Below are 24,191 nucleotides of genomic sequence, written 5' to 3' on the forward strand. Positions count from 1 at the left end.
ACGGGTGACGAGGGGTGCGGGCTAGGGTGGCCACCGTACAAGCACTCGCGGGAGCCCGGACGCACCGGGCTGAGAGGGAGGCTGGCGGCCTCCGACCGTACGAACCTGATCCGGGTCATGCCGGCGAAGGGAGGGGCTGGACGCCCATGTCGTCACGTACGTCCGATACGTCCGACGTCCTCGTCATCGGGGGCGGCATCATCGGCCTGGTCACGGCCTGGCGCGCGGCGCGGCGCGGGCTCGCCACGGCCGTGGTGGACCCCGAGCCCGGCGGCGGAGCCGCGCGGGTCGCGGCCGGAATGCTGGCCGCGGTCACCGAACTGCACTACGGCGGGGAGGAGTTGCTCGCCCTGAACCTGGAATCGGCCCGCCGTTACCCGGACTTCGCGGCCGAGCTGACCGAGCTGACCGGCCACGACCTCGGCTACCGCCGCTGCGGCACCCTCCAGGTCGCGCTCGACGCCGACGACCGCGCCCATCTGCGCGAACTGCATGCCCTGCAGCGGCGCTGCGGCCTGGAGTCGGAGTGGCTGTCCGGGCGGGAGTGCCGGCGCCTGGAGCCGATGCTGGCGCCCGGGGTGCGCGGCGGGCTGCGGGTCGACGGCGACCACCAGATCGACCCGCGGCGGCTGGCGGCGGCCCTGGTGGCCGCGTGCGAGCGGGCGGGCGTGGTGTTCCACCGCGCGTGGGCCGAGCGGCTGGACGTCGTACGGGACCGGGCCGCCGGGGTCACGCTCGCGGACGGCACCGCTCTGAGCGCCGGGCAGGTGGTGCTCGCGGCCGGGAGCATGAGCGGACGGCTCGCGGGCGTGCCGGAGGCGCTGCTGCCGCCGGTGCGGCCGGTGAAGGGGCAGGTGCTGCGGCTGACGGTGCCGCGCCGGTACGCGCCCTTCCTGAGCCGCACCGTGCGGGCCATCGTGCGCGGCGGCCATGTGTATCTGGTGCCCCGGGAGGACGGCGAACTGGTCGTCGGCGCGACCAGCGAGGAGCTGGGCTGGGACACGACGGTCACCGCGGGCGGGGTGTACGAGCTGCTGCGCGACGCCCATGAGCTGGTGCCGGGCATCACCGAACTGCCGCTCACCGAGACCCGGGCCGGTCTGCGCCCCGGCTCCCCCGACAACGCGCCGCTGCTCGGCCCGTCCGGGCTCGACGGGCTGCTGCTGGCCACCGGGCACCACCGCAACGGGGTGCTGCTCACGCCGGTCACCGGGGATGTGATGGCCGAGGTGCTGGCCAGTGGCCGGCTCCCGGAAGAAGCCCGTCCGTTCACGCCGCGGCGCTTCGGCGCCGCCATCCTCATGGAGCAGCCCGCATGAGCATCTCCGTCACTGTGTCCATCTCCGTCAACGGAGAGCGCCGGGAGATCGTTCCGGGTACCGCTCTCGACGCCGTCGTACGGTCGCTGGCCCCGTCGCCCTCCGGGGTGGCCGCCGCCGTCAACGAGACCGTCGTCCCGCGCGCGCAGTGGGCGACCACGGCGCTGGCCGCGGGCGACCGGGTCGAAGTCCTCACCGCGGTTCAGGGAGGCTGACCATGGCCGACGATCCCTTGGTCCTCGGGGGTACGGCCTTCTCGTCACGGCTGATCATGGGTACGGGCGGTGCGCCCAGCCTGGAGGTGCTGGAGCGGGCGCTGGTCGCCTCCGGTACGGAGCTGACGACGGTCGCGATGCGGCGGGTGGACCCCTCCGTGCACGGTTCGGTGCTGTCGGTGCTGGAGAGGCTGGGCATCCGGGTGCTGCCGAACACGGCGGGCTGTTTCACGGCGGGCGAGGCCGTACTGACCGCGCGGCTGGCGCGGGAGGCGCTGGGCACGGATCTGATCAAGCTGGAGGTCATCGCCGACGAGCGGACGCTGCTGCCGGACCCGGTGGAGCTGCTGGAGGCGGCGGAGACGCTGGTCGACGACGGGTTCACGGTGCTGCCGTACACCAATGACGATCCCGTGCTGGCGCGGAAGCTGGAGGACGTGGGCTGTGCGGCCGTCATGCCGCTGGGGTCGCCGATCGGGTCCGGGCTCGGGATCCGCAACCCCCACAACTTCCAGCTGATCGTCGAGCACGCGCGTGTGCCGGTGATTCTGGACGCGGGGGCCGGTACGGCGTCCGACGTCGCGCTGGCCATGGAGCTCGGGTGTGCGGGGGTGATGCTCGCCTCTGCGGTGACCCGGGCACAGGAGCCGGAACTCATGGCGGCGGCGATGCGGCATGCCGTGGAGGGGGGCCGGCTGGCTCGGTTGGCCGGGCGGATTCCGCGCAGGCACTTCGCCGAGGCGTCGTCTCCTGCGGAGGGCCTGGCCGTGCTGGATCCCGAGCGTCCTGCGTTCTGACCCGGTACCGCAGCCACCCACCGCCCGCCCACCCGCGCACCACCCGTGACCGCCCACCGGAGGGCTGGACCTTCCCGTGGGGCACCGTCACCGCCGGCGGCCGCGGGTCGCGGGGGCGGGCGGCAGTGGAACGCCTTGCCCGTCGGCGGCCGCGGGCCGTGTGGGCGCGGGCGGACGGCGCGGGCCGCAGGCGCTGCAGCGGCGGCCGCGGATCGCCTGAGCCGTCGGCGGCCGCGAGTCGCAGGGGCGCGGGCAGGCGGCACGGGCCCTAGGGGCCGCGAACTGCACAGGTGATTGGGGGGCGGCAGCGAGCAGCCTGGGCAGTGGGCGGCACCAGCCCGCAGCCCGAACGCCAGGCGGCACCAGCCGAGCCGGGACGCGCGGCGAGCGGCGCCAGCCGAACTCCGGGACGGCGGGCGCCACCAGCCGACCTCCCGGACGATGGGCGCCACCAGCCGAACTCCCGGACGATGGGCGCCACCAGCCGAACTCCCGGACGGCGGGCGCCACCAGCCGAACTCCCGGACGATGGGCGCCACCAGCCGAACTCCCGGACGGCGGGCGCCACCAGCCGACCTCCCGGACGATGGGCGCCACCAGCCGAACTCCCGGACGGCGGGCGGCGCCGGCCGAACTCCCGGACGGCGGGCGGCGCCGGCGGCGGTCGGCGCGGGGTGGGTGGCTCGTAGAGGTTGGGCCGGGTTCGTGTGTCGCGTCACAGGTCGGCTTCAGTGGCTGGGGGAAAGCGGTCTCGGCGGGGGAAGTGTCGGTGCGTCCTCGTAGACTCCCCTGCGTGGATACGACCCTTCAGGACCCCCTCGTCGGGCAGGTGCTCGACGGCCGTTATCGCGTCGACGCGCGGATCGCGGTCGGCGGGATGGCCACGGTCTACCGAGCCCTGGACACCCGTCTGGACCGTGTGCTCGCGCTGAAGGTGATGCACCCGACACTCGCGGCCGACGGATCCTTCGTGGAGCGCTTCATCCGGGAGGCGAAGTCCGTCGCCCGGCTGGCGCACCCGAACGTGGTGCAGGTCTTCGACCAGGGGACCGACGGGTCGTACGTGTACCTGGCGATGGAGTACGTCGCCGGATGCACTCTGCGGGACGTGCTGCGCGAGCGTGGGGCGCTGCAGCCCCGCGCGGCCCTCGACATCCTCGAACCCGTCCTCGCCGCGCTCGGCGCCGCGCACCGGGCCGGGTTCGTGCACCGGGACATGAAGCCCGAGAACGTGCTGATAGGCGACGACGGGCGGGTCAAGGTCGCCGACTTCGGGCTCGTGCGGTCCGTGGACACCCAGACCAGCACGACCGGCACCGTGCTCGGGACCGTGTCGTATCTCGCGCCCGAGCAGATAGAGCAGGGCACCGCCGATCCGCGTGTCGACGTCTACGCGTGCGGTGTCGTCCTCTACGAGATGCTGACCGGCGGCAAGCCGCACTCCGGGGACTCCCCCGCCCAGGTCCTCTACAAGCACATCCACGAGGACGTGCCGCCGCCCTCGGCGCTGGTGCCGGGGCTGCCGTACGAGCTGGACGAGCTGGTCGCCTCGGCGACCGCGCGCACCCCGGACCTCCGGCCGTACGACGCCGTGGCACTGCTCGCCCGGGCGCGCGAGGCACGCCAGGGGCTGAGCGACGAGCAGCTGGACGCGGTGCCGCCGCAGGCGGTCGCCGCGGAGCACGACAACGCCGGCGACCGTACGAGCGTGATACCGCGCTCGCTGACGGTGCCGCGGCCGCTGCCCGTCAACGAGGAGGAGCCGGCCGGGGGTGCCGCCCGGCACACCACCCGGCTGCAGGCGCCGCCTGTGCCGCCCCGGCGGTCGAGGCGGCTGGTGCTGACGATCGTCGCCGCCGTGCTGGTGGTGTTCGGCGTGGGCGCCGGGGTCTGGTACATCAACTCGGGCCAGTTCACGAAGGTTCCGCCGCTGCTGTCGAAGACCGAGGCACAGGCCCGGGACCGGCTGGAGTCGGCCGGTCTCGAGGTCGGGCAGGTCAAGCGCGAGTACAACGACACCGTCCAGCGGGGCACGGTCATCGGCACCGACCCCGCGCCCGGCGCCCGGATCCGCGACCACGACTCGGTGACGCTGACCGTGTCGCTGGGCCCGGAGACGGTGAACGTGCCGGATGTCACGGGCCGCCCCCTGGCCGAGGCGCGGGCCCGGCTGAAGGCGGACGGACTGGAACCGGGCATGGTCACCCAGCAGTTCAGCGAGGACGTCGCCCAGGGTTCGGTGATCGCCACCACGCCGCAGGCCGGCACCAAGCGGCACGCCGGGTCGGCGATCGCGCTGACCGTCAGCAAGGGCCGCCCCGTCGACGTGCCGGACGTCACCGGTGACGATCTGTCCGACGCCAGGCAGCAGCTCACGGACGCCGGCCTGAAGGTGAAGATCGCGGCCCAGCAGGTCAACTCCGAGTACGACAAGGGCAAGGTGGCCCAGCAGACCCCGGGCAACGGCAGCCAGGCCGCCGCGGGCGACACGGTGACGCTGACGCTGTCCAAGGGCCCGGAGATGGTCGACGTGCCGGACGTGGTCGGCGACAGCGTCGACGACGCCCACAAGGCGCTGGAGGGCGCCGGGTTCAAGGTGGAGGAGGACCGCGGCCTGCTCGGGCTGTTCGGCGACACCGTGAAGAAGCAGTCGGTGCAGGGCGGCGACAAGGCGCCCAAGGGGTCGACCATCACGATCACCATCCGGTGACGGTGACCAGGGCAGGCACGGGGCGTGGACGGACCGCCTCATGGCCGGGCCCGGAGGGCTTCGCTCGGCGCCGGTCCGGCCGAACGGCGCGCCCGGCACGGGCCGCAGGGCCGGCAAGGGCGGCGGGGGCCGGGACCGGGCCTGCCGGGCCATGGGGATCACTCATGTCACCCCCGCGTCCCGCGGTCGTACCCTGACCGGGGGCGTCCCCGCACGTCCTGGCATGCTGGGTGAGCCATGACCTCACCATCTTCGTCTTCGCTCTCGCTCCCGGCCGCCCCCGCGCGCAACCCCGTCGGCGGCCATGTCCCCGTGGCCGGCGGCCTGCACTCCGTGGGGCTGTCGTACGCCCGTGAGCTGCGGGCGGAGACCGTGCAGGTCTTCGTGGCCAATCCGCGGGGCTGGGCCACGCCTGCCGGGAATCCCCGGCAGGACGAGGCCTTTCGCGCCGCCTGCGCGGAGGAGTCGATCCCGGCGTACGTCCATGCCCCTTACCTGATCAACTTCGGCTCGCACACCGAGGCGACCGTGGAGCGGTCGGTGGAGTCGCTGCGGCACTCCCTGCGGCGGGGGCGGGAGATCGGTGCGCTGGGTGTGGTCGTGCACACCGGGAGCGCAACCGGCGGGCGGGCCCGTGAGGTGGCGCTGAAGCAGGTGCGCGCGCACCTGCTGCCGCTGCTGGACGAGCTGACGCACGACGACGACCCGTTTCTGCTGCTGGAGTCGACGGCCGGGCAGGGTGCCTCCCTGTGTTCCCGCACCTGGGACTTCGGTCCGTACTTCGAGGCGCTGGACGCGCACCCGAAGCTCGGGGTCTGCCTCGACACCTGCCACATCTTCGCGGCCGGCCACGACCTGACCGGCCCGAGCGGCATGCACCAGACCCTGGACCTGCTCGTGGACACCGTCGGCGAGGGCCGCCTGAAGCTGATCCACGCCAACGACTCCAAGGACGTGGTCGGCGCCCACAAGGACCGGCACGAGAACATCGGCGCCGGCCACATCGGCGAGGACCCGTTCCGGGCCCTGATGACCCACCCCGCGACCGAGGGCGTACCGTTGATCATCGAGACGCCCGGGGGCAAGGCGGGGCACGCGGCGGACGTCGAGCGGCTGAAGAAGCTCAGGGACGGCTGACGGCACCCGGCCGGTTCACAGCTCCGGCCCCTGCCCCGGCTCCTCCTGGTAGGAGTACCGCTGTTCCTTCCACGGGTCGCCGATGTTGTGGTAGCCGCGTTCCTCCCAGAAGCCGCGGCGGTCGGCGGTCATGTACTCGACGCCGCGGACCCACTTCGGGCCCTTCCAGGCGTACAGGTGGGGCACGATCAGGCGGACCGGGAAGCCGTGCTCGGCGGTGAGGAGTTCGCCGTCCTTGTGGGTCGCGAAGATCGTGCGGTCGGAGGCGAAGTCCGACAGACGGAGGTTGGAGCTGAAGCCGTACTCGGCCCAGACCATCACATGGGTGACGTCCGGCGCCGGCGGGGCCAGGTCGAGGATGGTGCGGGCGGGGATGCCGCCCCACTCCGCGCCGACCATGCTGAACTTGGTCACACAGTGCAGATCGGCCACCACGGTGGTGTACGGCAGGGCCGTGAACTCCTCGTGGTTCCAGAGGTGCTTGTCACCGTCGGCGGTGGCGCCGAAGACCCGGAACTCCCAGCGCTCGGGGCGGAACTTCGGGACGGGGCCGTAGTGCGTGACCGGCCAGCCGCGCTGGAGACGCTGACCCGGCGGAAGCTCGGACCCTGCCGTTGCTCCAGACTCTCGCTCCACCGGATGACCCATGTATCCATCCTGACAGACCTCGGGCAGTGCCCTTGACCATGAGTCGACCACGCGTCCACGGACCGGACAATTCACATCAAGCAAGCACTTACTTACTAAGTGCGCACTTACTGGACGATCTTCGTCACCGGTGCAATCATGCGGCCGCACACCCCCGTGTTTCCCGTGCGGAAGGAGCCTCTGCGATGCAGGGCGACCCCGAGGTCATCGAGTTCCTCAACGAGCAGCTCACCGGCGAGCTGACGGCGATCAACCAGTACTTCCTGCACGCGAAGATGCAGGAGAACTTCGGGTGGTACAAGCTCGCCAAGTACACACGGCACGAGTCGTTCGACGAGATGAAGCACGCGGAGGTGCTCACCGACCGGATCCTGTTCCTGGAGGGGCTGCCGAACTACCAGCGGCTGTTCCATGTGCGCGTCGGGCAGACCGTGAAGGAGATGTTCGAGGCCGACCGGCAGATCGAGGTCGAGGCGATCGACCGGCTGCGCCGGGGGATCAAGGTGATGCGCGAGAAGGGCGACATCACGTCCGCCAACATCTTCGAGGACATCCTCGCCGACGAGGAGCACCACATCGACTACCTCGACACCCAGCTGGAGCTGGTGGAGAAGCTGGGCGAGGCGCTCTACATCGCACAGGTCATCGAGCAGCCGGAGAGCTAGGCGGCTTCCGGGAGCCCGGTCTCCGGGAGCTCGACTTCCGGAAGATCGGCTTCCGGGAGCGCGGAGAGGACCGGCCTGCCCTGGTCGGCCAGCTCACGCCGCGGGCAGGCGCCCCGGCCGAGGAGGGCCTGGATCCGACGGACACAGGAGCCGCAGTCCGTGCCCGCCTTGCAGGCGGAGGCTATCTGGCGGGGGGTGCAGGCACCGTCCTCCGCGTGCTGCTTGACCTGGGCCTCGGTGATGCCGAAGCAGCTGCAGACGTACACGCGGATTCACCTCCCGACGGGATCGCTCTCTTGACTGCCATCCCCTTGATCGGTGAGGCAAACCTAACCTTACCCGCCGCGCCGGGCCCGCAAAAGTAGGGAAGGGCGCGGATCGGTTGTGATCCGCGCCCCAGATCGCCCACAGGCCCTACGGCTCCACGGTCCTACTGGTCCCGGTACATCTCCGCGACCAGGAACGCCAGGTCCAGCGACTGGCTGCGGTTCAGCCGCGGGTCGCAGGCCGTCTCGTAGCGCTGGTGCAGGTCGTCGACGAAGATCTCGTCGCCGCCGCCCACGCACTCGGTGACGTCGTCGCCGGTCAGCTCCACGTGGATGCCGCCCGGGTGGGTGCCGAGCGCCTTGTGGACCTCGAAGAAGCCCTTGACCTCGTCGAGCACGTCGTCGAAGCGGCGGGTCTTGTGCCCGGAGGCCGCCTCGAAGGTGTTGCCGTGCATCGGGTCGGTCACCCAGGCCACCGTCGCGCCGGACGCCGTGACCTTCTCCACCAGCTCGGGAAGCTTGTCGCGGATCTTGTCGGCGCCCATCCGGACGACGAAGGTCAGCCGGCCCGGCTCCCGCTCGGGGTCGAGGCGGTCGATGTACTGCAGCGCCTCCTCGGCCGTCGTCGTCGGGCCGAGCTTGATGCCGATCGGGTTGCGGATCTGCGAGGCGAACTCGATGTGCGCGTGGTCCAGCTGCCGGGTGCGCTCACCGATCCACACCATGTGCGCGGAGACGTCGTACAGCTTGCCGGTGCGCGAGTCGACCCGGGTCAGGGCGGACTCGTAGTCCAGCAGCAGCGCCTCGTGCGAGGAGTACAGCTCGACGGTCTTGAACTCCTCCGGGTCCGTGCCGCAGGCCCGCATGAAGTTCAGCGCGTTGTCGATCTCGCGCGCGAGCTGCTCGTAGCGCTGGCCGGACGGCGAGGTCTTCACGAAGTCCTGGTTCCAGGCGTGCACCTGGCGCAGGTCCGCGTAACCACCGGTGGTGAAGGCGCGCACCAGGTTCAGCGTGGACGCCGAGGCGTGGTACATGCGCTTCAGCCGCTCGGGGTCCGGGATGCGGGACGCCTCGGTGAACTCGAAGCCGTTGACGGAGTCGCCCCGGTACACCGGGAGCGTCACGCCGTCGCGGGTCTCGGTCGGCTTGGAGCGGGGCTTGGAGTACTGCCCGGCGATGCGGCCGACCTTCACCACGGGCACGGCGGCCGCGTAGGTGAGGACGGCACCCATCTGGAGCAGCGTCTTCAGCTTGTTGCGGATGTGGTCGGCGGACACCGCGTCGAAGGCCTCGGCGCAGTCGCCGCCCTGGAGGAGGAACGCCTCTCCCTTGGCGACGGCCGCCATCCGGGCGCGCAGCTGGTCGCACTCGCCCGCGAAGACGAGCGGCGGATACGACTCGAGGTCCGCGATCACTGCGCGCAGAGCCTCGGGGTCGGGGTACTCGGGCTGCTGCGCCGCGGGCAGGTTTCGCCAGGTGTTGCCAGCGCTCGGGCTGGTCTTAGCGTTCACGGTCACCTCGTAAACATTACGGGGTTGCATCGCATGCCCCATCTTCTGGCTCGAAGAGTGAGACGCGAGGGTTGTCCTGTGGACCGGGGGACGGCTGCGGTAGGGTTTGCGCCATGTTCGCGCTTTCGATCCAGAACTGGTGGTGGACCGCTCATCCGGCGGCCCACTGACTGCGCGTACGCAAGACTTCGCGAAGGCCGCCCGAGGGGCGGCCTTCGGCGTGTCCGGGGTCGTTCCTCACCGACATCGACGGAAGAGGACCCATGGACCTGGCACAGCTCCTGCACGACGACCGCCCCTTCGCCCTGCTCCGCCGCCGCACCCCGGGCCGCGACGAGCACACGGTGGAGATCCTGCTCGGCCCGGTGATCCGCCGCGACCGGCTCGCCGACCTGCCCGACGAGGGGCTGGCACTGGTCCCGTTCCGGCAGATCCGCGAGCGCGGCTTCGACGTCCGCGACGACGGCACCCCGCTGCTGGTCCTCACCCCCGAGGAGTCGTACGAGCTCCCGCTCGACGTGGCGCTGGCGCAGCTCCCGGCGCGCGAGGTGCGCGTCGAGGGCGGCGGCTTCGACGTCGGCGACGCGGAGTACGGCGAGATCGTCGGGCGGGTGCTCGCGGAGGAGATCGGCCGGGGCGAGGGCGCGAACTTCGTGATCCGGCGCACGTACGAGGGCGAGATCCCGGGGTTCGGCCGCGCCGACGCGCTCGCCCTGTTCCGGCGGCTGCTGGAGGGCGAGCGGGGCGCGTACTGGACGTTCGTCGTGCACACCGGGGACCGCACGCTGGTCGGCGCCAGCCCCGAGGTGCACGTCCGGATGTCCGGCGGCACGGTCGTCATGAACCCGATCAGCGGGACCTACCGCTATCCCGCCGAGGGCCCGACCCCGGAGCATCTCCTGTCCTTCCTCGCCGACGGCAAGGAGATCGAGGAGCTGTCGATGGTGGTCGACGAGGAACTGAAGATGATGTGCACCGTCGGCGACATGGGCGGGGTGGTCGTCGGGCCGCGGCTGAAGGAGATGGCGCACCTCGCGCACACCGAGTACGAGCTGCGCGGGAAGTCCTCCCTGGATGTGCGGGACGTGCTGCGGGAGACCATGTTCGCGGCGACGGTGACCGGGTCGCCGGTGCAGAACGCGTGCCGGGTGATCGAGCGGCACGAGGCCGGTGGGCGCGGCTACTACGCGGGCGCGCTGGCGCTGCTCGGCCGGGATTCCGGGGGCGCGCAGACCCTGGACTCCCCCATCCTGATCCGCACCGCCGACATCTCCGCCCAGGGGCGGCTACGGGTCCCGGTCGGGGCGACGCTGGTGCGCGGCTCGGACCCGGCGGGCGAGGTCGCGGAGACGCACGCGAAGGCGGCGGGCGTGCTGGCGGCCCTCGGGGTACGGCCGTCCCGGCCGCGTGAGGAGCAGGACCGGCCCCGGCTGGCCGACGACCCGCGGGTGCGGGCGGCGCTGGACGGGCGGCGGGCCGCGCTCGCGCCGTTCTGGCTGCGGATGCAGGAGCGTTCCGCGGCTGTGGAGGGGCACGCCCTGGTGGTGGACGCCGAGGACACCTTCACGGCGATGCTCGCGCACGTGCTGCGGTCGAACGGGCTGGACGTCACCGTCCGGCGGTACGACGAGCCGGAGCTGCGGGAGGCGGTGCTCGCCCATGAGGGGCCGGTCGTCCTCGGGCCCGGGCCCGGTGACCCCTCCGACCTCGCCGACCCGAAGATGCGGTTCCTGCGAAAGCTGGCCGCCCGGGTGATCCGGGAGCACCGGCACGGCGTGCTCGGAGTATGCCTGGGGCACGAGCTGATCGCGGCGGAACTGGGCCTTGCGATCGTGCGGAAGAAGGTGCCGTACCAGGGCGCGCAGACCACGATCGACCTGTTCGGGCGGGCGGAGACCGTCGGCTTCTACAACAGCTTCGTGGCCCACTGCGACGAGGAGGCGGCACGGGAGCTGGCCGCACACGGGGTGGAGGTGAGCCGGGCGGAGAACGGGGAGGTGCATGCCGTACGAGGTCCGGGCTTCGCCGGGGTGCAGTTCCACCCGGAATCGGTGCTGAGCCTGAACGGGGCCACGGTCGTACGGGAGCTGATGGGTCAGCTGCGCCGCACGACCGTGTAGCCGTCCGGGGCCACCGTCAGCCGAAGAACACCCCGACCTCTTCGTACAGCTTCGGGTTCACCGTCTTCAGCTTGGCGGTGGCCTCCGAGATCGGGACCCGGACGATGTCGGTGGCGCGCAGGGCGACCATCGTGCCGAAGTCGCCGTCGTGGACGCAGTCGATGGCGTGCAGGCCGAAGCGGGTGGCGAGCCAGCGGTCGAAGGCACTGGGCGTGCCGCCGCGCTGGACATGGCCGAGGACCGTGGTCCGGGCCTCCTTGCCGGTGCGGCTCTCGATCTCCTTGGCCAGCCACTCGCCGACCCCGGAGAGCCGGACATGCCCGAAGGAGTCCAGCGAGCCGTCCTTGAGCACCATGTCGCCGTCCTTCGGCATGGCGCCCTCGGCGACGACCACGATGGGCGCGTACGACGCCCGGAAGCGGGAGGTCACCCAGGCGCAGACCTGCTCGACGTCGAATCGCTGCTCGGGGATGAGGATGACGTTGGCGCCGCCGGCCAGGCCGGAGTGCAGGGCGATCCAGCCCGCGTGCCGGCCCATCACCTCCACGACCAGGACCCGCATATGGGACTCGGCGGTGGTGTGCAGCCGGTCGATGGCCTCGGTGGCGATGTTGACGGCGGTGTCGAAGCCGAAGGTGTAGTCGGTGGCCGACAGATCGTTGTCGATCGTCTTGGGCACCCCGACGCACGGCACCCCGTACTCGTCGGACAGCCGTGCGGCGACGCCCAGGGTGTCCTCGCCGCCGATCGCGATGAGGGCCTGTACGTCCAGTTTGGCGAGGTTGTCCTTGATCCGGCGGACGCCGTTCTCCGCCTTGAGGGGGTTGGTGCGCGAGGAGCCGAGAATGGTGCCGCCGCGGGGCAGGATGCCGCGCACCGCGGGGATGTCGAGACGGACGGTGTCGCCCTCGAGGGGACCTCGCCAGCCGTCCCGGAAGCCGATGAAGTCATAGCCGTACTCCTGCACGCCCTTGCGGACGATGCCCCGGATGACGGCGTTGAGCCCGGGGCAGTCGCCGCCTCCGGTCAGTACTCCCACCCGCATGGAAAAGTCCCTTCACCGCGGTTCCCTGACAGAGAGTCACGCTAATGGTGATTCGCGTCACATCGGGAGAGGCGGGACGGGTGATTCCGGCGTGTACGGCGTGTACGGCTCCGCAGCGGGCCCGGCTCGTCGACGGGCCCTACTCGTCGTCCAGTCCGCGCTCTATGGCGTACCGCACCAGCTCGACCCTGTTGTGCAACTGCAGCTTGCCGAGGGTGTTCTGCACATGGTTCTGGACCGTGCGGTGGGAGATGACGAGGCGTTCGGCGATCTGCTTGTAGCTCAGGCCCTTGGCGACCAGCCGCAGCACCTCCGTCTCCCGGTCCGTCAGCCGGGGCGCGCCGGGCTCGTCGGCCTCCGGGGCCGGGGCGGGCTCGGCGGCCAGGCGCCGGTACTCGCCGAGGACCAGTCCGGCGAGGCCGGGCGTGAACACCGGGTCGCCGACGGCGGTACGGCGCACCGCGTCCAGCAACTCCTCGGTGGAGGCCGACTTCAGCAGATAGCCGGTCGCGCCGGACTTCACCGCCTCCAGCACGTCCGCGTGCTCACCGCTCGCCGAGAGGACGAGGACGCGCAACGCCGGGTTGTGGGCGACGAGTTCCTTGCACACCTGGACGCCGGGCTTGGCGGGCAGGTTGAGGTCCAGCACGAGGACGTGGGGGACGGCGGCCTTGGCGCGGCGGACCGCCTGCTCGCCGTCGCCGGCGGTGGCGACCACGTGGAAGCCGGACTCGGTCAGGTCCCGGGCGACCGCGTCGCGCCACATGGGGTGGTCGTCCACCACCATGACCTTGATCGGGTCCTGCTGCTCGCTCATCGACGCCCCGCCTTCGCGTTCTTCGGTACCTTCAGTTCCACTTCCGTGCCCTGCCCGGGGACGGAGACCAGTTCGGCGCTGCCGCCCAGGTCGCGCAGCCGTCCCCGGATCGACTGGGCCACACCGAGCCGCCCCTCCCCCTGGGCCTGGGCGAGCCGGCCCTCGGGGATGCCGGGGCCGTCGTCCCGGACGGTCACGAGGACCTCGTCCGGCTCGTCCTCGACCAGGATCCAGGCCCGGGCCCGCTCGCCCGCGTGCTCGCGCACGTTGTCCAGGGCGGCGCCCACCGCGGCGGCCAGCTCCCGCGCGGCCGGCCGGGGCAGCTCGACCGGCGCGCCGGGCTCGGCCAGGCTGACCCGGGCCCCCGCGTAGGGCGCCAGCAGGATGCGCAGGTCGACCGGTCCGTCGTCGTCGGGCTCCTCCACCACGCGTACGACGGCTCCCGCGGAGGCGTCCTCCGACACCCGGGAGACCGGCAGCAGACCCCCGGAGACCAGCGTGCGCAGCGCCACCTCCTGCTCCCCGGCGAGCCGCCCCAGCTCCGCCGCCTCGCCGCCGATGACCGCGCCGCGCCGCTGCACCATCGCCAGCACCTGGAGCACGCTGTCATGGATGTCCCGGGCCAGCCGCTCCCGTTCCCGGGTCGCGGCCTCGATCTCCAGGGCGCGGGCGAGGGTGCGCTCGGAGGCGCGGGCGACCTCCACGACGTAGCCGACGGCGATCGAGGCCACCCAGACGAGGATCAGGCTGTGCACGGTGTCCCGGGCGGGATGGCCGCGTTCGACCAGGTTGGCCAGCGCGACCGGCGTGGAGGCCGCGGCGGCCCAGCGCCAGCCGCCCTTGATCGCGAAGGCCAGCACCGCACCGCCGGTCCATATCGACGGCAGCGTGGGGCCGCCCGCGATCCGCTGATGGCTGTCGGCGAGGGGGGTGACCAGGACGCCGGTGAGGGCGACGGTCAGGTCGACGGCCAGGAAGCGCTTGGTGCAGCTCGCCGCGTTGCGCACCCTCGGCAGGGTGGCGAGGGTCCAGACGAACAGGACGGCGAAGTAGCCGACGGCGACCCAGGGGCGCGTGTAGAGGCCGTGCCTGGTGGCTCCCAGACCGATCGCGTACAGCATGGTCAGGACGCGGTAGCCGGCGAGCGCGCGCCACAGCGGCAGCTCGACCGACATCCTCATCACGCGCTCGCGCCTGGCCATGTCCCCCCCGTCCCCCGGCCCCTCCCTCAGGCCTCCGCCTTCTTGTCGGCTTCCTTCTTCTCGGCCTCCTTGGCCGCCTTCGCCGCCTCCGCGATCTGCCGCTTGGCCGCCGTCGCGTACATGTCGACGTACTCCTGGCCGGACAGCTTCATGATCTCGTACATGACCTCGTCGGTCAGGGCGCGCAGCACGAAACGGTCGTGCTCCATGCCGTGGTAGCGGCTGAAGTCCAGCGGCTTGCCGATGCGGATGCCGGGCCGCATCAGCTTCGGCACCACCTTGCCGGGCGGCTGGATCTTCTCGGTGTCGATCATCGCCACCGGGATGACCGGAGCGCCGGTGGCGAGCGCCACGCGCGCGAGGCCGCCGGGCTTGCCCCGGTAGAGCCGACCGTCCGGCGAGCGGGTGCCCTCGGGGTAGATGCCGAACAGCTCGCCGCGCTCCAGCACCTCTATGCCGCTCTTGATCGCGGCCTCGCCGGCGCCGCGCGCCCCGGAGCGGTCCACCGGGAGCTGTCCGACACCCTTGAAGAAGGCCGCGGTCAGCCGGCCCTTGACCCCGGGGGTGGTGAAGTACTCGGCCTTCGCGATGAAGGTGACCTTGCGGTCCAGGACCGCGGGCAGGAAGAACGAGTCCGAGAAGGACAGGTGATTACTCGCCAGGATGGCGGGACCTGAAGTCGGTATGTTCTCCAGGCCCTCCACCCAAGGTCTGAAGGCGACCTTCAGCGGCCCCCCGATGGCGACCTTCATCGTGCCGTACAACACCCGCTTGCCTCCCGTTTCCGTCGAACAGACCTTAACCCTTCAGGACCGCCAAAGGCCCCGACGACCCTGGTCGGTGTCAGTGCGGTCGCGTACGGTGAAGCACATCCGCACGTTTCCCTCACGCCGCCACCGGTCACCGGTGGGGGCCCTCTTCAGGAACAGGAGCGTCGAAGGTGCCGGTCCTCCCCGGAGCCGAGCCGTACCGCCACGAGGGCGGGGAGGTGGGGGTCCTCCTCTGCCACGGTTTCACCGGCTCGCCCCAGTCGCTGCGCCCCTGGGCGGAGCACCACGCGGCGCACGGCCTGACCGTGTCGCTCCCCCTGCTGCCCGGCCATGGCACCCGCTGGGAGGACATGCAGGTCACCGGCTGGCAGGACTGGTACGCGGAGGTGGACCGCGAGCTGCGCCTCCTCGCCGAGCGCTGCTCGCAGGTGTTCGTCGCGGGCCTGTCGATGGGCGGCGCGCTGGCGCTCGCACTGGCGGCCCGGCACGGCGAGCGGGTCGCGGGCGCGGTGGTCGTCAACCCGGCGAACAAGGTGCACGGCCTGTCGGCGTACGCCCTTCCGGTGGCCCGGCATCTCGTGCGGACGACGAAGGGCATCGCCAGCGACATCGCCAAGGAGGGCGCGGCCGAGCTGGGCTACGACCGGGTGCCGCTGCACGCGGCGCACTCGCTGCGGGTGTTCCTGCGCCGGCTGGACGGCGAGCTGCCCCAGGTCACCCAGCCCTTGCTGCTGCTGCGCAGCGCCCAGGACCATGTCGTTCCGGCGGCCGACTCGGCCCGGGTGCTGAGCCGGGTGTCGTCCACGGACGTGACGGAGATCGTGCTGGAACACAGCTACCACGTGGCGACGTTGGACCAGGATGCGGACCGGATCTTCGAGGAGAGCCTCGCCTTCATGGGCCGGCTCGCACCCAGTCTCGGCAAGGAAGGGACGGCCACAGGTGGCTGAGCACGAGTCCGACCGCGAGGGCCGCGAGCCGGACGAGCAGAAGGTGCCCTTCGACGAGGACGCCGCCTGGCGGGCCATCGTCGAGGGGTACGGCGAGGAGCCGGCCGACCCGCCGGGCGCCAGGCCCTTCAAGCCGGTGGAGGACCTCGCGCTGCCCGAGCCGGAGAAGGGCGCCGAGAGCGACACCGACAAGGCGCCGGTCCGGCCGCTGGGCAGCTCGGTCTCCTTCGCGCCCGGGGTCGGCCCGCGCGACCACAACCCGCCCGAGCCCTCCGAGGACGACTTCGACGAGGACGACGAGGGCCATTTCGTCCCCCCGGAGCCGCCGCCGCTGCCGGAGGCCGACGCCACCGCGAAGTTCGCCTGGCTGGGCGTCGTCGGCGGGCCGATCCTGCTGCTGCTGGCCGTGCTGCTCGGCTGGGACATGACCTGGTGGCTGACGACCCTCGGCATCGGCGGCTTCCTCGGCGGTTTCGCCACGCTGGTGATGCGGATGCGCACGGACGACGAGGAGGACGACGGACCGGGGCGGGGCGCGGTGGTCTGAACTTTGTACAAGTGCTGCGGGGCTCCTAGGGTGAGCCCATGCCGCGCGACACGCTCACCCAGGAACAGATCGTCCGGACCGCCGTGCGGCTGCTGGACGACGAGGGCCTCGAAGGCCTCAACATGCGCGGCCTGGGCAAGCGGCTGGGGGCCGCGGCGACCGCCGTCTACTGGCATGTGAAGAACAAGGACGACCTCCTGCTGCTCGCCGCGGACCGGGTGTGGCACGAGGTCGAACTGCCGGCGCTCGACGCGGACGACTGGCGGGGCACGGCCACGACGATGGCCGACCGGCTGCACGCGATGCTCGTACGGCATCCGTGGCTGGTGCAGGCGATCGGCTCCCATGTCCTCTACGGCACCGGCAAGGCCCGTTACGACGACCGTCTCCTCGGCGTCTTCGAGACCGCGGGGTTCACGCCGGAGGAGGCGGACCGGGCCGCCGGTGCGGTGGTGACGTACGTCCTGGGCAACGCGCTCGGCGCCTCCGCCGCCGCCTCCCTCACGCGGAGGCTGCGGCGGGCCGGGGCGGATGCCGAGGGGATGGTCTCGGAGACCCTGGCCAAGGCGGCGGAGGCGGCGGAGCCGTTTCCGCGGTTGCGGGAGCGGCTGGGGACGGCGGCGGCCGCGGAGTACGGGGCCGCGCCCGACGGCAGCTACGCGGCGGGGTTGCGGGCACTGCTCGACGGGCTGCGGCCGGGCGGGGCGGACACTGTGCCCGGTACTGCCTGAACGACCAGGGGCGCTGCTCGCTGAAGAGTGCCCACGGGTGTCAGGCCCGGCTGAAAAGGCGCCCGGCCAGGTCGACGCCCGTCACCCTGCCGTCCTCCGCGCGGGAGAAACAGCCCCGCTGCCCCTTCAGGCCACCCTCCACAACGATGTACTCGTCCCCCGGCAGGAAGCCGATCGCCGCCGCCGGATGGTCCGGCGGCATCTCCGCGTCCGACGCCGCGCGGATCTCCGGCTTGATGCCGACGGCCAGGGTGAGCCGGCCGTCCTCCGCCGCGATGTCGAGATTCATGGCGTCGATCTCGTACCGCCCGGCGACCTCCCGCGCCCGCTCCTCGTCGTACGGCAGCGGCTCGGGTTCCCGTTCGACCACATCGAGGAACAGCTCCAGCGCCCGCTTCAGCACCGCCTGGTTGAACTGGTGGCCGTCCGGGCCGGAGTTGGCGAGGGAGACGACGGCGAAGTCGCGCTCCGGCACCAGCAGCAGCTCGGCGAACTGCCCGTTGCCCGAACCCCCGTGGCCGACCGTGCGCACGCCCTCCACGTCGCGCAGGAACCAGCCGATGCCGAAGGCGTCGCCGAGCGTGCTGCCCCGCAGTTCGACGGTGGGTTCCTTCATGCGGCCCAGCATCCCGGCGGTCAACAGCCCTTCTCCGTCGCCGAGTTGGAACCGCGCCCAGCGCAGCAGATCGCTCGCCGAGGAGACGACACCGCCGCCGGGGTTGTTGCCGCGCAGTCCGGCCCGCCGCGACTTCCAGGGGCGGGCGAGGGTGAGGGAGCCGTCCTCGGCGCGGTTGTGGCCGACGGCGAAGCGGCGGACCACGACGTCGTCCAGGTCGAAGACGGTGTCGGACAGGCCCAGCGGCTGAAGGACCAGTTCGGCCAGCGCCTGCTCGAACGGCAGACCGGTCACGTTCTCCACGACCCGGCCGAGCAGGTTGTATCCGGCCTGGCTGTAGGAGGCCCGGGCGCCGGGCGGGCCGATCAGCGGCAGCCGGTCCAGTTGTCCGACGAACGCGGCGAGCGAGCCGTCGCCCTCGTCAGTGCCGACCAGGTTCCAGTCCAGGCCCGCCGTGTGGTTGAGCAGGTTCAGCAGGGTGATCCGGGCGGCGGTCTCCTCGTCGGCGAGGCGCAGCTCGGGAACGTACCGGCGGACCGGCGCGCCGAGGTCCACCCTGCCCTGCCCGACCAGGCGCATCAGCGCGGTCGCCGTGAAGGTCTTGCTGACCGAGGCCAGGTGGAAGAGCGTGTGTTCGTCGATCGGCAGGGGGTGCTCCACGTTCGTCACGCCGTGGCCGACATGGATCTCCTCGCCACCGGTCAGTACGGCCACGGCGGCCCCCGGCACCCCGAACTCCTTCGCCGCGGTCTCCACGAACGCGGCCAGCGACTCACGCTCACCGGACATCAGGTTCCCCCTCCTGGCGGGTACTTGAACTAAGTACAGGTGCGACTGTAGGCGTCCCGCGCAGGGCCCGCAAGCCTTTCCTGTACTTCGTTCAAGCGGAGCTCACGCCACCGGTACGCGCAGGGCGGCGAGGACCGGGAGATGGTCCGTGGCGGCGATCAGGTCGGCCCGTGTGACGCCCGGCTGGCCGAGGGGCACGCCGCAGCCGAGCACCTCGATGCCCTTGGTCGCGAAGACGGCGTCGATGCGCTGCGGGGGCTCGCTGTGCGGCCAGGTGTCCGCGCCGCCCCAGGGGGCCACGGCCCGGCAGTCCTTCAGGCTCGCGGAGAGCAGGCGGAAGGCGGGGCCGTCGGGGCCTTCGTTGAGGTCGCCGCCTGCGATGGCGTGGTCCGCGCCCAGACCGGAGAGGCGGTCCAGGAGCAGCGCGGCCTGCTCGCGGCGTTCGTCCTTCTGCAGACTCAGATGGCAGCTCAGCACGCCCAGCCTGGCCCCGCCGATACGGACCACGGCCGTGGCGAAGCCGCGCCGGTGGAGCCCGGGGGTGAGCGGCAGCAGCACGTCCTCGGTGCGCTCCACGGTGGCGCGCAGCGAGCAGAGGATCGCCGGGCCGGCCGCGGTGGCTCCGCCGGTGAGGATGACCTGGCCGGAGGCCGCGGCGAGGCGGGCGAGCTTCTTGCGCCAGCGGAAGAAGCGCGGGGCTTCCTGGATCAGGACCAGGTCGGGGGCGCATGCGGTGATGATCCTGGCGAGGGCGTCGGTGTCGTCGCGCATCGAGCGGATGTTGTAGCTCAGGACGCGGAGGACGGCGGAACCGTCGGATTCGGTACGGGAGTTGGGAAGCAGCGTGCTGGTCGCCATGCCGATCAACATACGACGATGCCCGCCCGTCCCGGGACCGGACGCGGCGGGCACTGTCGTAGGACCCCACTACATGATCGGGTCGGGCTCCCGGGCCAGGTCCGCCGCGCCGACGAGGCCCGCCTTGTTGCCGAGCTGGGCGGCGATCACGTCGGCCACCGGGCGCCAGTTGCCGCCGACCAGCCAGCGCTTGTAGGACTTGCGGATCGGGTCGAGGACCAGTTCGCCCTCCTCGGAGAGGCCGCCGCCGACGATGAACGCGGACGGGTCGAAGAGGGAGGCCAGGTCGGCCAGGCCCGCACCGGCCCAGCGGGCCAGCTCGCGGTAGGAGTCGACGGCCACCGGGTCGCCCTGGCGGGCGGCCATGGAGATGTGCTTGCCCTCGATGCCCTCGGGGGTGCCGTCGCCGAGGCCGAGCAGGATCTCGGCGTTCTCCGGGGTGGCGTTGGCGCGCTGCTTGGCGTATCTGACGAGCGCGCGGCCGGAGGCGTACTGCTCCCAGCAGCCCTGCGAACCGCAGCCGCACAGCAGGCCGTCCGGGACCATCCGGATGTGGCCGAACTCCGCGGCCACGCCGAAGTGGCCGCGGCGCAGCTTGTTGCCGATGATGATGCCGCCGCCGAGACCGGTGCCGAGCGTGATGCAGATGACGTTGCGGTGGCCCTTGCCGGCGCCGAATTTGTACTCGCCCCAGGCGGCGGCGTTGGCGTCGTTCTCGACCACGACCGGGAGGCCCACGCGGGCCTCGACCTTCTCCTTCAGCGGCTCCTGGCGCCAGTCGATGTTCGGCGCGAAGTACACCGTCGAGCGCTGCCGGTTGACGTAACCGGCCGCACCGATGCCCACGCCGACGATCTCGTGCCCGGCGCGCGCACCCTCCACCGCCGAGGCGATGGCGTCCACGATGGCCTCGGGCGTGGTGGGGGTCGGCACCTTGAAGGTCGAGAGGATGTTGCCTTCCTCGTCGACCACGCCGGCCGCGATCTTGGTGCCGCCGATGTCGACGCCGATGGTGAGTCCCATGAATCCCTCAGTTTCGGTCGAGCCCCGCTACGGCCAACCGTACCCGAGGCCCTGCCGGGAAAGCGCTTCAGTCCAGGTCGATCCGCTCCCCCGGACCGGTGCCCTCGCCCCCGTCGCGCCGGTCGTCGGGCGCCTCGCGGGTGAGGTCGTCGGCCGTGCGGGCGGTCCAGCGGCGCTCCTGGGCCTGGACGGCGGAACGGTAGGCGGCGAGCAGTTCGCTGCCGGCCGCGGCCAGGTGGTCGAAGACGTCGGGGTTGCGGTCTATGACGGGCTCGACGGCGGCCTTGGCCTGCTGGACGACCTGGCGCACCATCTGCTGGGCGGCGGGTCCGGCGAGGCCGCCGAGGAGCGGTGACGGGAGGCCGGAGAGCTTGTCGGCCACCGTTTCCACGAGCTTCTTCAGCTCCTCCGCGGCCGAGCCCGGCTGCGGGCCGTACTCGGCACTGCGGCGGGCCTTCTCGGCGGCGAGGTCCTCGGCGCAGGCCGTGGCCCAGGCGTCGGCGTCGGTCGCCCGCCGCTGTTCCTCATATCCCTCATGCGAGTCGGATGCGGGACGCTCTTCGCTCATGGCGGACTCCTGACTACGGTTCGCCTTTACGACGTTACCCGAACGGGCGTACCCGGATCATCACCGTCCGGTGGCGGGCCACAGGTCGGGATCCGGGGCGAAACGGACGCGCAGCTCGCCCTCGCGCAGGCCGGCCCCGGCGACGGTGCAGCGGCGCAGGGCGGAGGGCAGCGGGACGATCCGCCGGAACGGGCCCACGGTGATCACGAGCTCGTCGCCGCGCCGGATCAGGTCCAGCTCGTCCCGTATCGCGCCGGGCAGCGGGATGTGCCAGACCAGGACGCCGTCGTCGCTCCTGCGGTCGGTGACGGGCCACTCGACCGGGGCGGATGCCGGGTTGACGGGGGGTACGGCGAGGGCGGCGAGGTCGTCGGCGCCGCGCGGGTCGTGGCCGAGGTGCGGGACGGGGTGGACGTCGTACGGCTGCTCCTGCCAGTCGGCGAGTGCCTTGCGCTGCTGGGCGAGGAGTCCGGCGAGCAGGCTGTCCGGGTCGGTCTCGGGCAGGGTGCGGTTGGCGATCAGGGCCTCGGTGCGCAGGCCGCGCAGGGCGAGGGCGAGGCCGGCGGTGCGTACGGCGTCGGCGCCGGCCGGGCCGGGTTCGGCGACCAGGCGTACGGCGGTGTTCCGGTCGGTGAGGACGGCCTCGACGGCGGCGAGTTCGAGGTCCCAGCGGGCGGCCGTCTCGTACAGCCAGTCGGACGGCATCGGCACGCCGGCCAGCCGGCCGAGGACCGGGCGCAGGGCACGGGCCGCCTGCCGCTCGGGCGGGAGGAGGCGGCGCAGATAACGGCGCAGCTCCTCGGGGAGGCCGAGCAGGGCGAGGGCCTGCTGGAGGGGCGGCAGGTCCACGACGAGCAGGTCATAGCGCTCGGACAGCGCCGCGTCCCGGACGGCCCGCAGGAAGGACAGCTCCTCGGCACCGGGCAGCGGGGTGACCTCCTCGGCGTCCAGCCGGGCGGCGCCGAGCAGGTCGAGGACGGTGGCCGCGCGGTTCTGGAAGGCGGTGAGGTCCTGCCGGAAGCGGTCGACGGCATCGGGCCGCCAGGCGGTGAGGTTCGCCGCGGCTTCCTCCGGCACCGGTCCCGTCGCGGAGCCCAGCGCGGCGCCGAGGGTGTCGGTGCGGTCGGCACTCAGGAGAAGCGTGCGGACGCCTTCGCCTGCGGCGCGCTGTGCGGTGGCGGCAGCGACAGTGGTACGACCGCTGCCGCCCGGGCCCGTGATCAGGATGGTGCGCATGAGGCTGAACGGTAACGGAGGCCGGGGGCACGGGGTGTTGGCCGGTGCCCGGAAGCGACGGCACCGGACGGGCGTAGGTTACTGGTCGGACTCGACCCTCTTCTTCAGGCCTGCCAGGGCGCGGTCGATGATGACCTTCTCCGCCTTGCGCTTGATCATGCCGAGCATGGGGATCTTGACGTCCACCGTGAGGAGGTAGGTGACCTCCGTCGCGGCGGGGCCCGTCGGCTTGAGGATGTAGGAGCCGTCGAGGGAGCGGAGCATCTGGGACTTGACCAGGGTCCAGGAGACCTCGTTCTCGCCGGTCCAGGTGTAGGCGAGGGTCTGGTCGTCCTTGATGGCGCCGGCGTCCATGACGAGCCGGACCTGCTCGGCGCGGCCCTGGTCGTCGGTCTTGAGGACCTCCGCCTCCTTCACCTCGCCCGTCCAGTCCGGGTAGCGGGCGAAGTCGGCGATCACCCCCATGACGTCGGCCGGTGCCGCCTCGATCGTGATGCTCGAGCTGGTGTGTTCCGCCATCGCCGTGGCTCCTCCAGATGCGGGCCGGTACAGAGGTCGTCGTGCGCACGTGTGTGCAGCGTGAAGGCTACCGCGCCACCGACCGGCCGCCTTCACCCCTGTCCCGCACATCGCCGGCCGATCGCCGGCGGATCACCATTCCAGCGCCCAGGGCCTTCCCGTACCGGCGAAGTGGCCCACGTTCACGCACTCGGTCGCGCCGATCCGCATACGGCGCGCGAGCGGCTGGTGGACATGGCCGAAGAGCGCATAACGAGGCTTCGTGCGGCGGATGGCGGCCAGCAGGGCGCGGCTGCCCCGTTCGAAGCGGCGCGCGACGGTGTCGTAGACCAGTTCGGGCACCTCCGGCGGGATGTGCGTGCACAGCACGTCGACCTCGCCGACCGCCTCGATCTTCGCCGCGTACTCCTCGTCACCGATCTCGTACGGCGTCCGCATGGGGGTGCGCAACCCACCGCCGACGAACCCGAAGGTCCAGCCGCCGATCTCCACCCGCTGGCCGTCCAGCACGGTGGTGCCGGGATGGGCGTACTCCTTCCACAGCGGCGGCATGTCGACATTGCCGTAGGTGGCGTACGTCGGGGTCGGGAACGCGGCGAACAGCTCGGCGTACTGCTTGCGCACCGCCTTCTCGATGGCCGCGGCCCGGTCGGTGCCGATGCCGCCCCACAGCCGGGCGCCGAACTCCCGGGCCTCCTCGAAGCGCCGGGCGGTGCGCAGCTCGACGATGCGGTCGGCGTTCTCCTTGCCGAACAGGTCCGGGAAGATGCCGCGCGAGTGGTCGGCGTAGTCGAGGAAGAGCACGAGGTCGCCCAGGCAGATCAGGGCGTCGGCGCCCTCCCCGGCCCGGGCCAGGTCCCGGGCGTTGCCGTGCACGTCGCTGACCACGTGGACGCGGGTCCTTCGGTCGCCGGAGGGTGTGGGTGCCATGGTGATCAAGGGTAGGCGTGTGCGGTCTGCGTGAACAGTGTCGGTCCCGCCTGCGGTTACTCGCCGGTCGGTTCGCCCGTGGACTACTGTGCGCGAAGGAACGCCAACATGTGTGACGCAGCGAACATCTCACCGGGAACCCCTGTCGTGAACGCCATACCGGCGGGTAACGTCCGGGCAGTCCAGTCGTGCTCTGGATTTC

General features: G+C 72.0%; 25 protein-coding genes and 1 riboswitch. Of the genes, 11 read left to right on the forward strand and 14 right to left on the reverse strand.

Features of this window, described 5'->3' with window-relative positions; genetic code table 11:
* Positions 1-37 precede the first annotated feature (37 nt).
* Positions 38-149: riboswitch (TPP riboswitch) on the forward strand.
* From thiO to ABT288_RS21260, 5 genes are all read left to right on the forward strand, one after another.
* Positions 147-1,319, forward strand: coding sequence for a glycine oxidase ThiO (gene thiO, locus ABT288_RS21240; RefSeq protein WP_351609934.1), 1,173 nt, complete (start codon positions 147-149; stop codon positions 1,317-1,319). It overlaps the preceding riboswitch by 3 nt.
* 14 nt (positions 1,320-1,333) lie before the next feature.
* Positions 1,334-1,534, forward strand: a complete 201-nt coding sequence (gene thiS / locus ABT288_RS21245) for a sulfur carrier protein ThiS (protein ID WP_351610013.1) — start codon at positions 1,334-1,336, stop codon at positions 1,532-1,534.
* A gap of 2 nt (positions 1,535-1,536) precedes the next feature.
* Positions 1,537-2,331, forward strand: coding sequence for a thiazole synthase (locus ABT288_RS21250; protein ID WP_351609937.1), 795 nt, complete (start codon positions 1,537-1,539; stop codon positions 2,329-2,331).
* 793 nt (positions 2,332-3,124) lie between these two features.
* On the forward strand, positions 3,125-5,041 hold the full coding sequence (gene pknB, locus ABT288_RS21255) for a Stk1 family PASTA domain-containing Ser/Thr kinase (RefSeq protein ID WP_351609939.1): 1,917 nt from the start codon (positions 3,125-3,127) through the stop codon (positions 5,039-5,041).
* Positions 5,042-5,278: 237 nt separating this feature from the next.
* The gene (locus tag ABT288_RS21260; protein WP_351609942.1) at positions 5,279-6,178 is read left to right on the forward strand and encodes a deoxyribonuclease IV; all 900 of its coding nucleotides are present in this window, start codon (positions 5,279-5,281) and stop codon (positions 6,176-6,178) included.
* A 15-nt stretch (positions 6,179-6,193) separates the two neighbouring features.
* On the opposite strand, the gene ABT288_RS21265 is transcribed toward ABT288_RS21260, so the two are convergent.
* Complete coding sequence (locus ABT288_RS21265) at positions 6,194-6,826, reverse strand: sulfite oxidase-like oxidoreductase (RefSeq protein WP_351609945.1); 633 nt, start codon at positions 6,824-6,826, stop codon at positions 6,194-6,196.
* Between the two features lie 185 nt (positions 6,827-7,011).
* Here ABT288_RS21265 and bfr point away from each other — a divergent pair, with 185 nt between their 5' ends.
* Positions 7,012-7,491, forward strand: a complete 480-nt coding sequence (bfr, locus tag ABT288_RS21270; RefSeq protein WP_351609948.1) for a bacterioferritin — start codon at positions 7,012-7,014, stop codon at positions 7,489-7,491.
* Here the strand turns inward: bfr and ABT288_RS21275 are convergent.
* Both ABT288_RS21275 and ABT288_RS21280 read right to left on the reverse strand, forming a co-directional pair.
* A complete protein-coding gene (locus ABT288_RS21275; RefSeq protein ID WP_351609950.1) occupies positions 7,488-7,757 on the reverse strand; it encodes a (2Fe-2S)-binding protein in 270 nt (89 codons plus the stop codon). The genes bfr and ABT288_RS21275 overlap by 4 nt on opposite strands.
* Positions 7,758-7,921: 164 nt before the next feature.
* Complete coding sequence (locus ABT288_RS21280; protein ID WP_351609953.1) at positions 7,922-9,274, reverse strand: class II 3-deoxy-7-phosphoheptulonate synthase; 1,353 nt, start codon at positions 9,272-9,274, stop codon at positions 7,922-7,924.
* Between the two features lie 107 nt (positions 9,275-9,381).
* Between ABT288_RS21280 and ABT288_RS21285 the strand changes: the two genes are divergently transcribed.
* Positions 9,382-9,438, forward strand: coding sequence for a trp operon leader peptide (locus ABT288_RS21285; protein ID WP_115913573.1), 57 nt, complete (start codon positions 9,382-9,384; stop codon positions 9,436-9,438).
* Positions 9,439-9,531: 93 nt separating this feature from the next.
* A complete protein-coding gene (locus ABT288_RS21290) occupies positions 9,532-11,388 on the forward strand; it encodes an anthranilate synthase family protein (RefSeq protein ID WP_351609956.1) in 1,857 nt (618 codons plus the stop codon).
* Positions 11,389-11,404: 16 nt separating this feature from the next.
* Here ABT288_RS21290 and ABT288_RS21295 read toward each other — a convergent pair whose 3' ends face one another.
* The 4 genes from ABT288_RS21295 to ABT288_RS21310 form a co-directional block, all read right to left on the reverse strand.
* The gene (locus tag ABT288_RS21295; protein WP_351609959.1) at positions 11,405-12,433 is read right to left on the reverse strand and encodes a 6-phosphofructokinase; all 1,029 of its coding nucleotides are present in this window, start codon (positions 12,431-12,433) and stop codon (positions 11,405-11,407) included.
* A gap of 139 nt (positions 12,434-12,572) precedes the next feature.
* The gene (locus ABT288_RS21300) at positions 12,573-13,250 is read right to left on the reverse strand and encodes a response regulator (protein ID WP_351609962.1); all 678 of its coding nucleotides are present in this window, start codon (positions 13,248-13,250) and stop codon (positions 12,573-12,575) included.
* Positions 13,247-14,452, reverse strand: coding sequence for a MacS family sensor histidine kinase (gene macS / locus ABT288_RS21305; RefSeq protein ID WP_351609965.1), 1,206 nt, complete (start codon positions 14,450-14,452; stop codon positions 13,247-13,249). Before macS ends, ABT288_RS21300 begins: the two co-directional genes overlap by 4 nt.
* Positions 14,453-14,478: 26 nt before the next feature.
* Positions 14,479-15,216: a lysophospholipid acyltransferase family protein gene (locus ABT288_RS21310; RefSeq protein ID WP_351610016.1), complete on the reverse strand. Its 738-nt coding sequence runs from the start codon at positions 15,214-15,216 to the stop codon at positions 14,479-14,481.
* A gap of 176 nt (positions 15,217-15,392) precedes the next feature.
* On the opposite strand from ABT288_RS21310, the gene ABT288_RS21315 reads away from it, so the two are divergent.
* From ABT288_RS21315 to ABT288_RS21325, 3 genes are read left to right on the forward strand one after another with little or no spacing between them, the layout of a single operon-like run.
* Positions 15,393-16,172: an alpha/beta hydrolase gene (locus ABT288_RS21315; protein WP_351609967.1), complete on the forward strand. Its 780-nt coding sequence runs from the start codon at positions 15,393-15,395 to the stop codon at positions 16,170-16,172.
* Positions 16,165-16,719 carry a hypothetical protein gene (locus tag ABT288_RS21320; protein WP_351609970.1) on the forward strand — a complete coding sequence of 185 codons (555 nt, stop codon included), beginning with the start codon at positions 16,165-16,167 and terminating at the stop codon, positions 16,717-16,719. Before ABT288_RS21315 ends, ABT288_RS21320 begins: the two co-directional genes overlap by 8 nt.
* Before the next feature lie 38 nt (positions 16,720-16,757).
* On the forward strand, positions 16,758-17,450 hold the full coding sequence (locus ABT288_RS21325) for a TetR/AcrR family transcriptional regulator (protein ID WP_351609973.1): 693 nt from the start codon (positions 16,758-16,760) through the stop codon (positions 17,448-17,450).
* Positions 17,451-17,490: 40 nt separating this feature from the next.
* On the opposite strand, the gene ABT288_RS21330 is transcribed toward ABT288_RS21325, so the two are convergent.
* The 7 genes from ABT288_RS21330 to ABT288_RS21360 all read right to left on the reverse strand — a co-directional run bounded on the left by ABT288_RS21330 (position 17,491) and on the right by ABT288_RS21360 (position 23,989).
* The gene (locus ABT288_RS21330; RefSeq protein WP_351609975.1) at positions 17,491-18,855 is read right to left on the reverse strand and encodes a serine hydrolase domain-containing protein; all 1,365 of its coding nucleotides are present in this window, start codon (positions 18,853-18,855) and stop codon (positions 17,491-17,493) included.
* A gap of 102 nt (positions 18,856-18,957) precedes the next feature.
* On the reverse strand, positions 18,958-19,713 hold the full coding sequence (locus ABT288_RS21335) for an endonuclease/exonuclease/phosphatase family protein (protein ID WP_351609978.1): 756 nt from the start codon (positions 19,711-19,713) through the stop codon (positions 18,958-18,960).
* Between the two features lie 69 nt (positions 19,714-19,782).
* On the reverse strand, positions 19,783-20,736 hold the full coding sequence (locus ABT288_RS21340) for an ROK family glucokinase (RefSeq protein ID WP_351609981.1): 954 nt from the start codon (positions 20,734-20,736) through the stop codon (positions 19,783-19,785).
* A 67-nt stretch (positions 20,737-20,803) separates the two neighbouring features.
* Positions 20,804-21,304, reverse strand: coding sequence for a DUF5304 domain-containing protein (locus ABT288_RS21345; protein ID WP_351609984.1), 501 nt, complete (start codon positions 21,302-21,304; stop codon positions 20,804-20,806).
* A 60-nt stretch (positions 21,305-21,364) separates the two neighbouring features.
* Positions 21,365-22,540: an ArsA family ATPase gene (locus ABT288_RS21350; RefSeq protein ID WP_351609987.1), complete on the reverse strand. Its 1,176-nt coding sequence runs from the start codon at positions 22,538-22,540 to the stop codon at positions 21,365-21,367.
* A 78-nt stretch (positions 22,541-22,618) separates the two neighbouring features.
* Positions 22,619-23,059 (reverse strand): SRPBCC family protein, encoded by a 441-nt coding sequence (locus ABT288_RS21355; RefSeq protein ID WP_351609989.1) that lies wholly within the window; start codon positions 23,057-23,059, stop codon positions 22,619-22,621.
* Positions 23,060-23,191: 132 nt separating this feature from the next.
* Positions 23,192-23,989: a metallophosphoesterase family protein gene (locus ABT288_RS21360; protein WP_351609992.1), complete on the reverse strand. Its 798-nt coding sequence runs from the start codon at positions 23,987-23,989 to the stop codon at positions 23,192-23,194.
* Positions 23,990-24,191: the final 202 nt, after the last annotated feature.

The organism is Streptomyces sp. NPDC001093, from assembly GCF_040298985.1.
GTDB lineage: Bacteria > Actinomycetota > Actinomycetes > Streptomycetales > Streptomycetaceae > Streptomyces.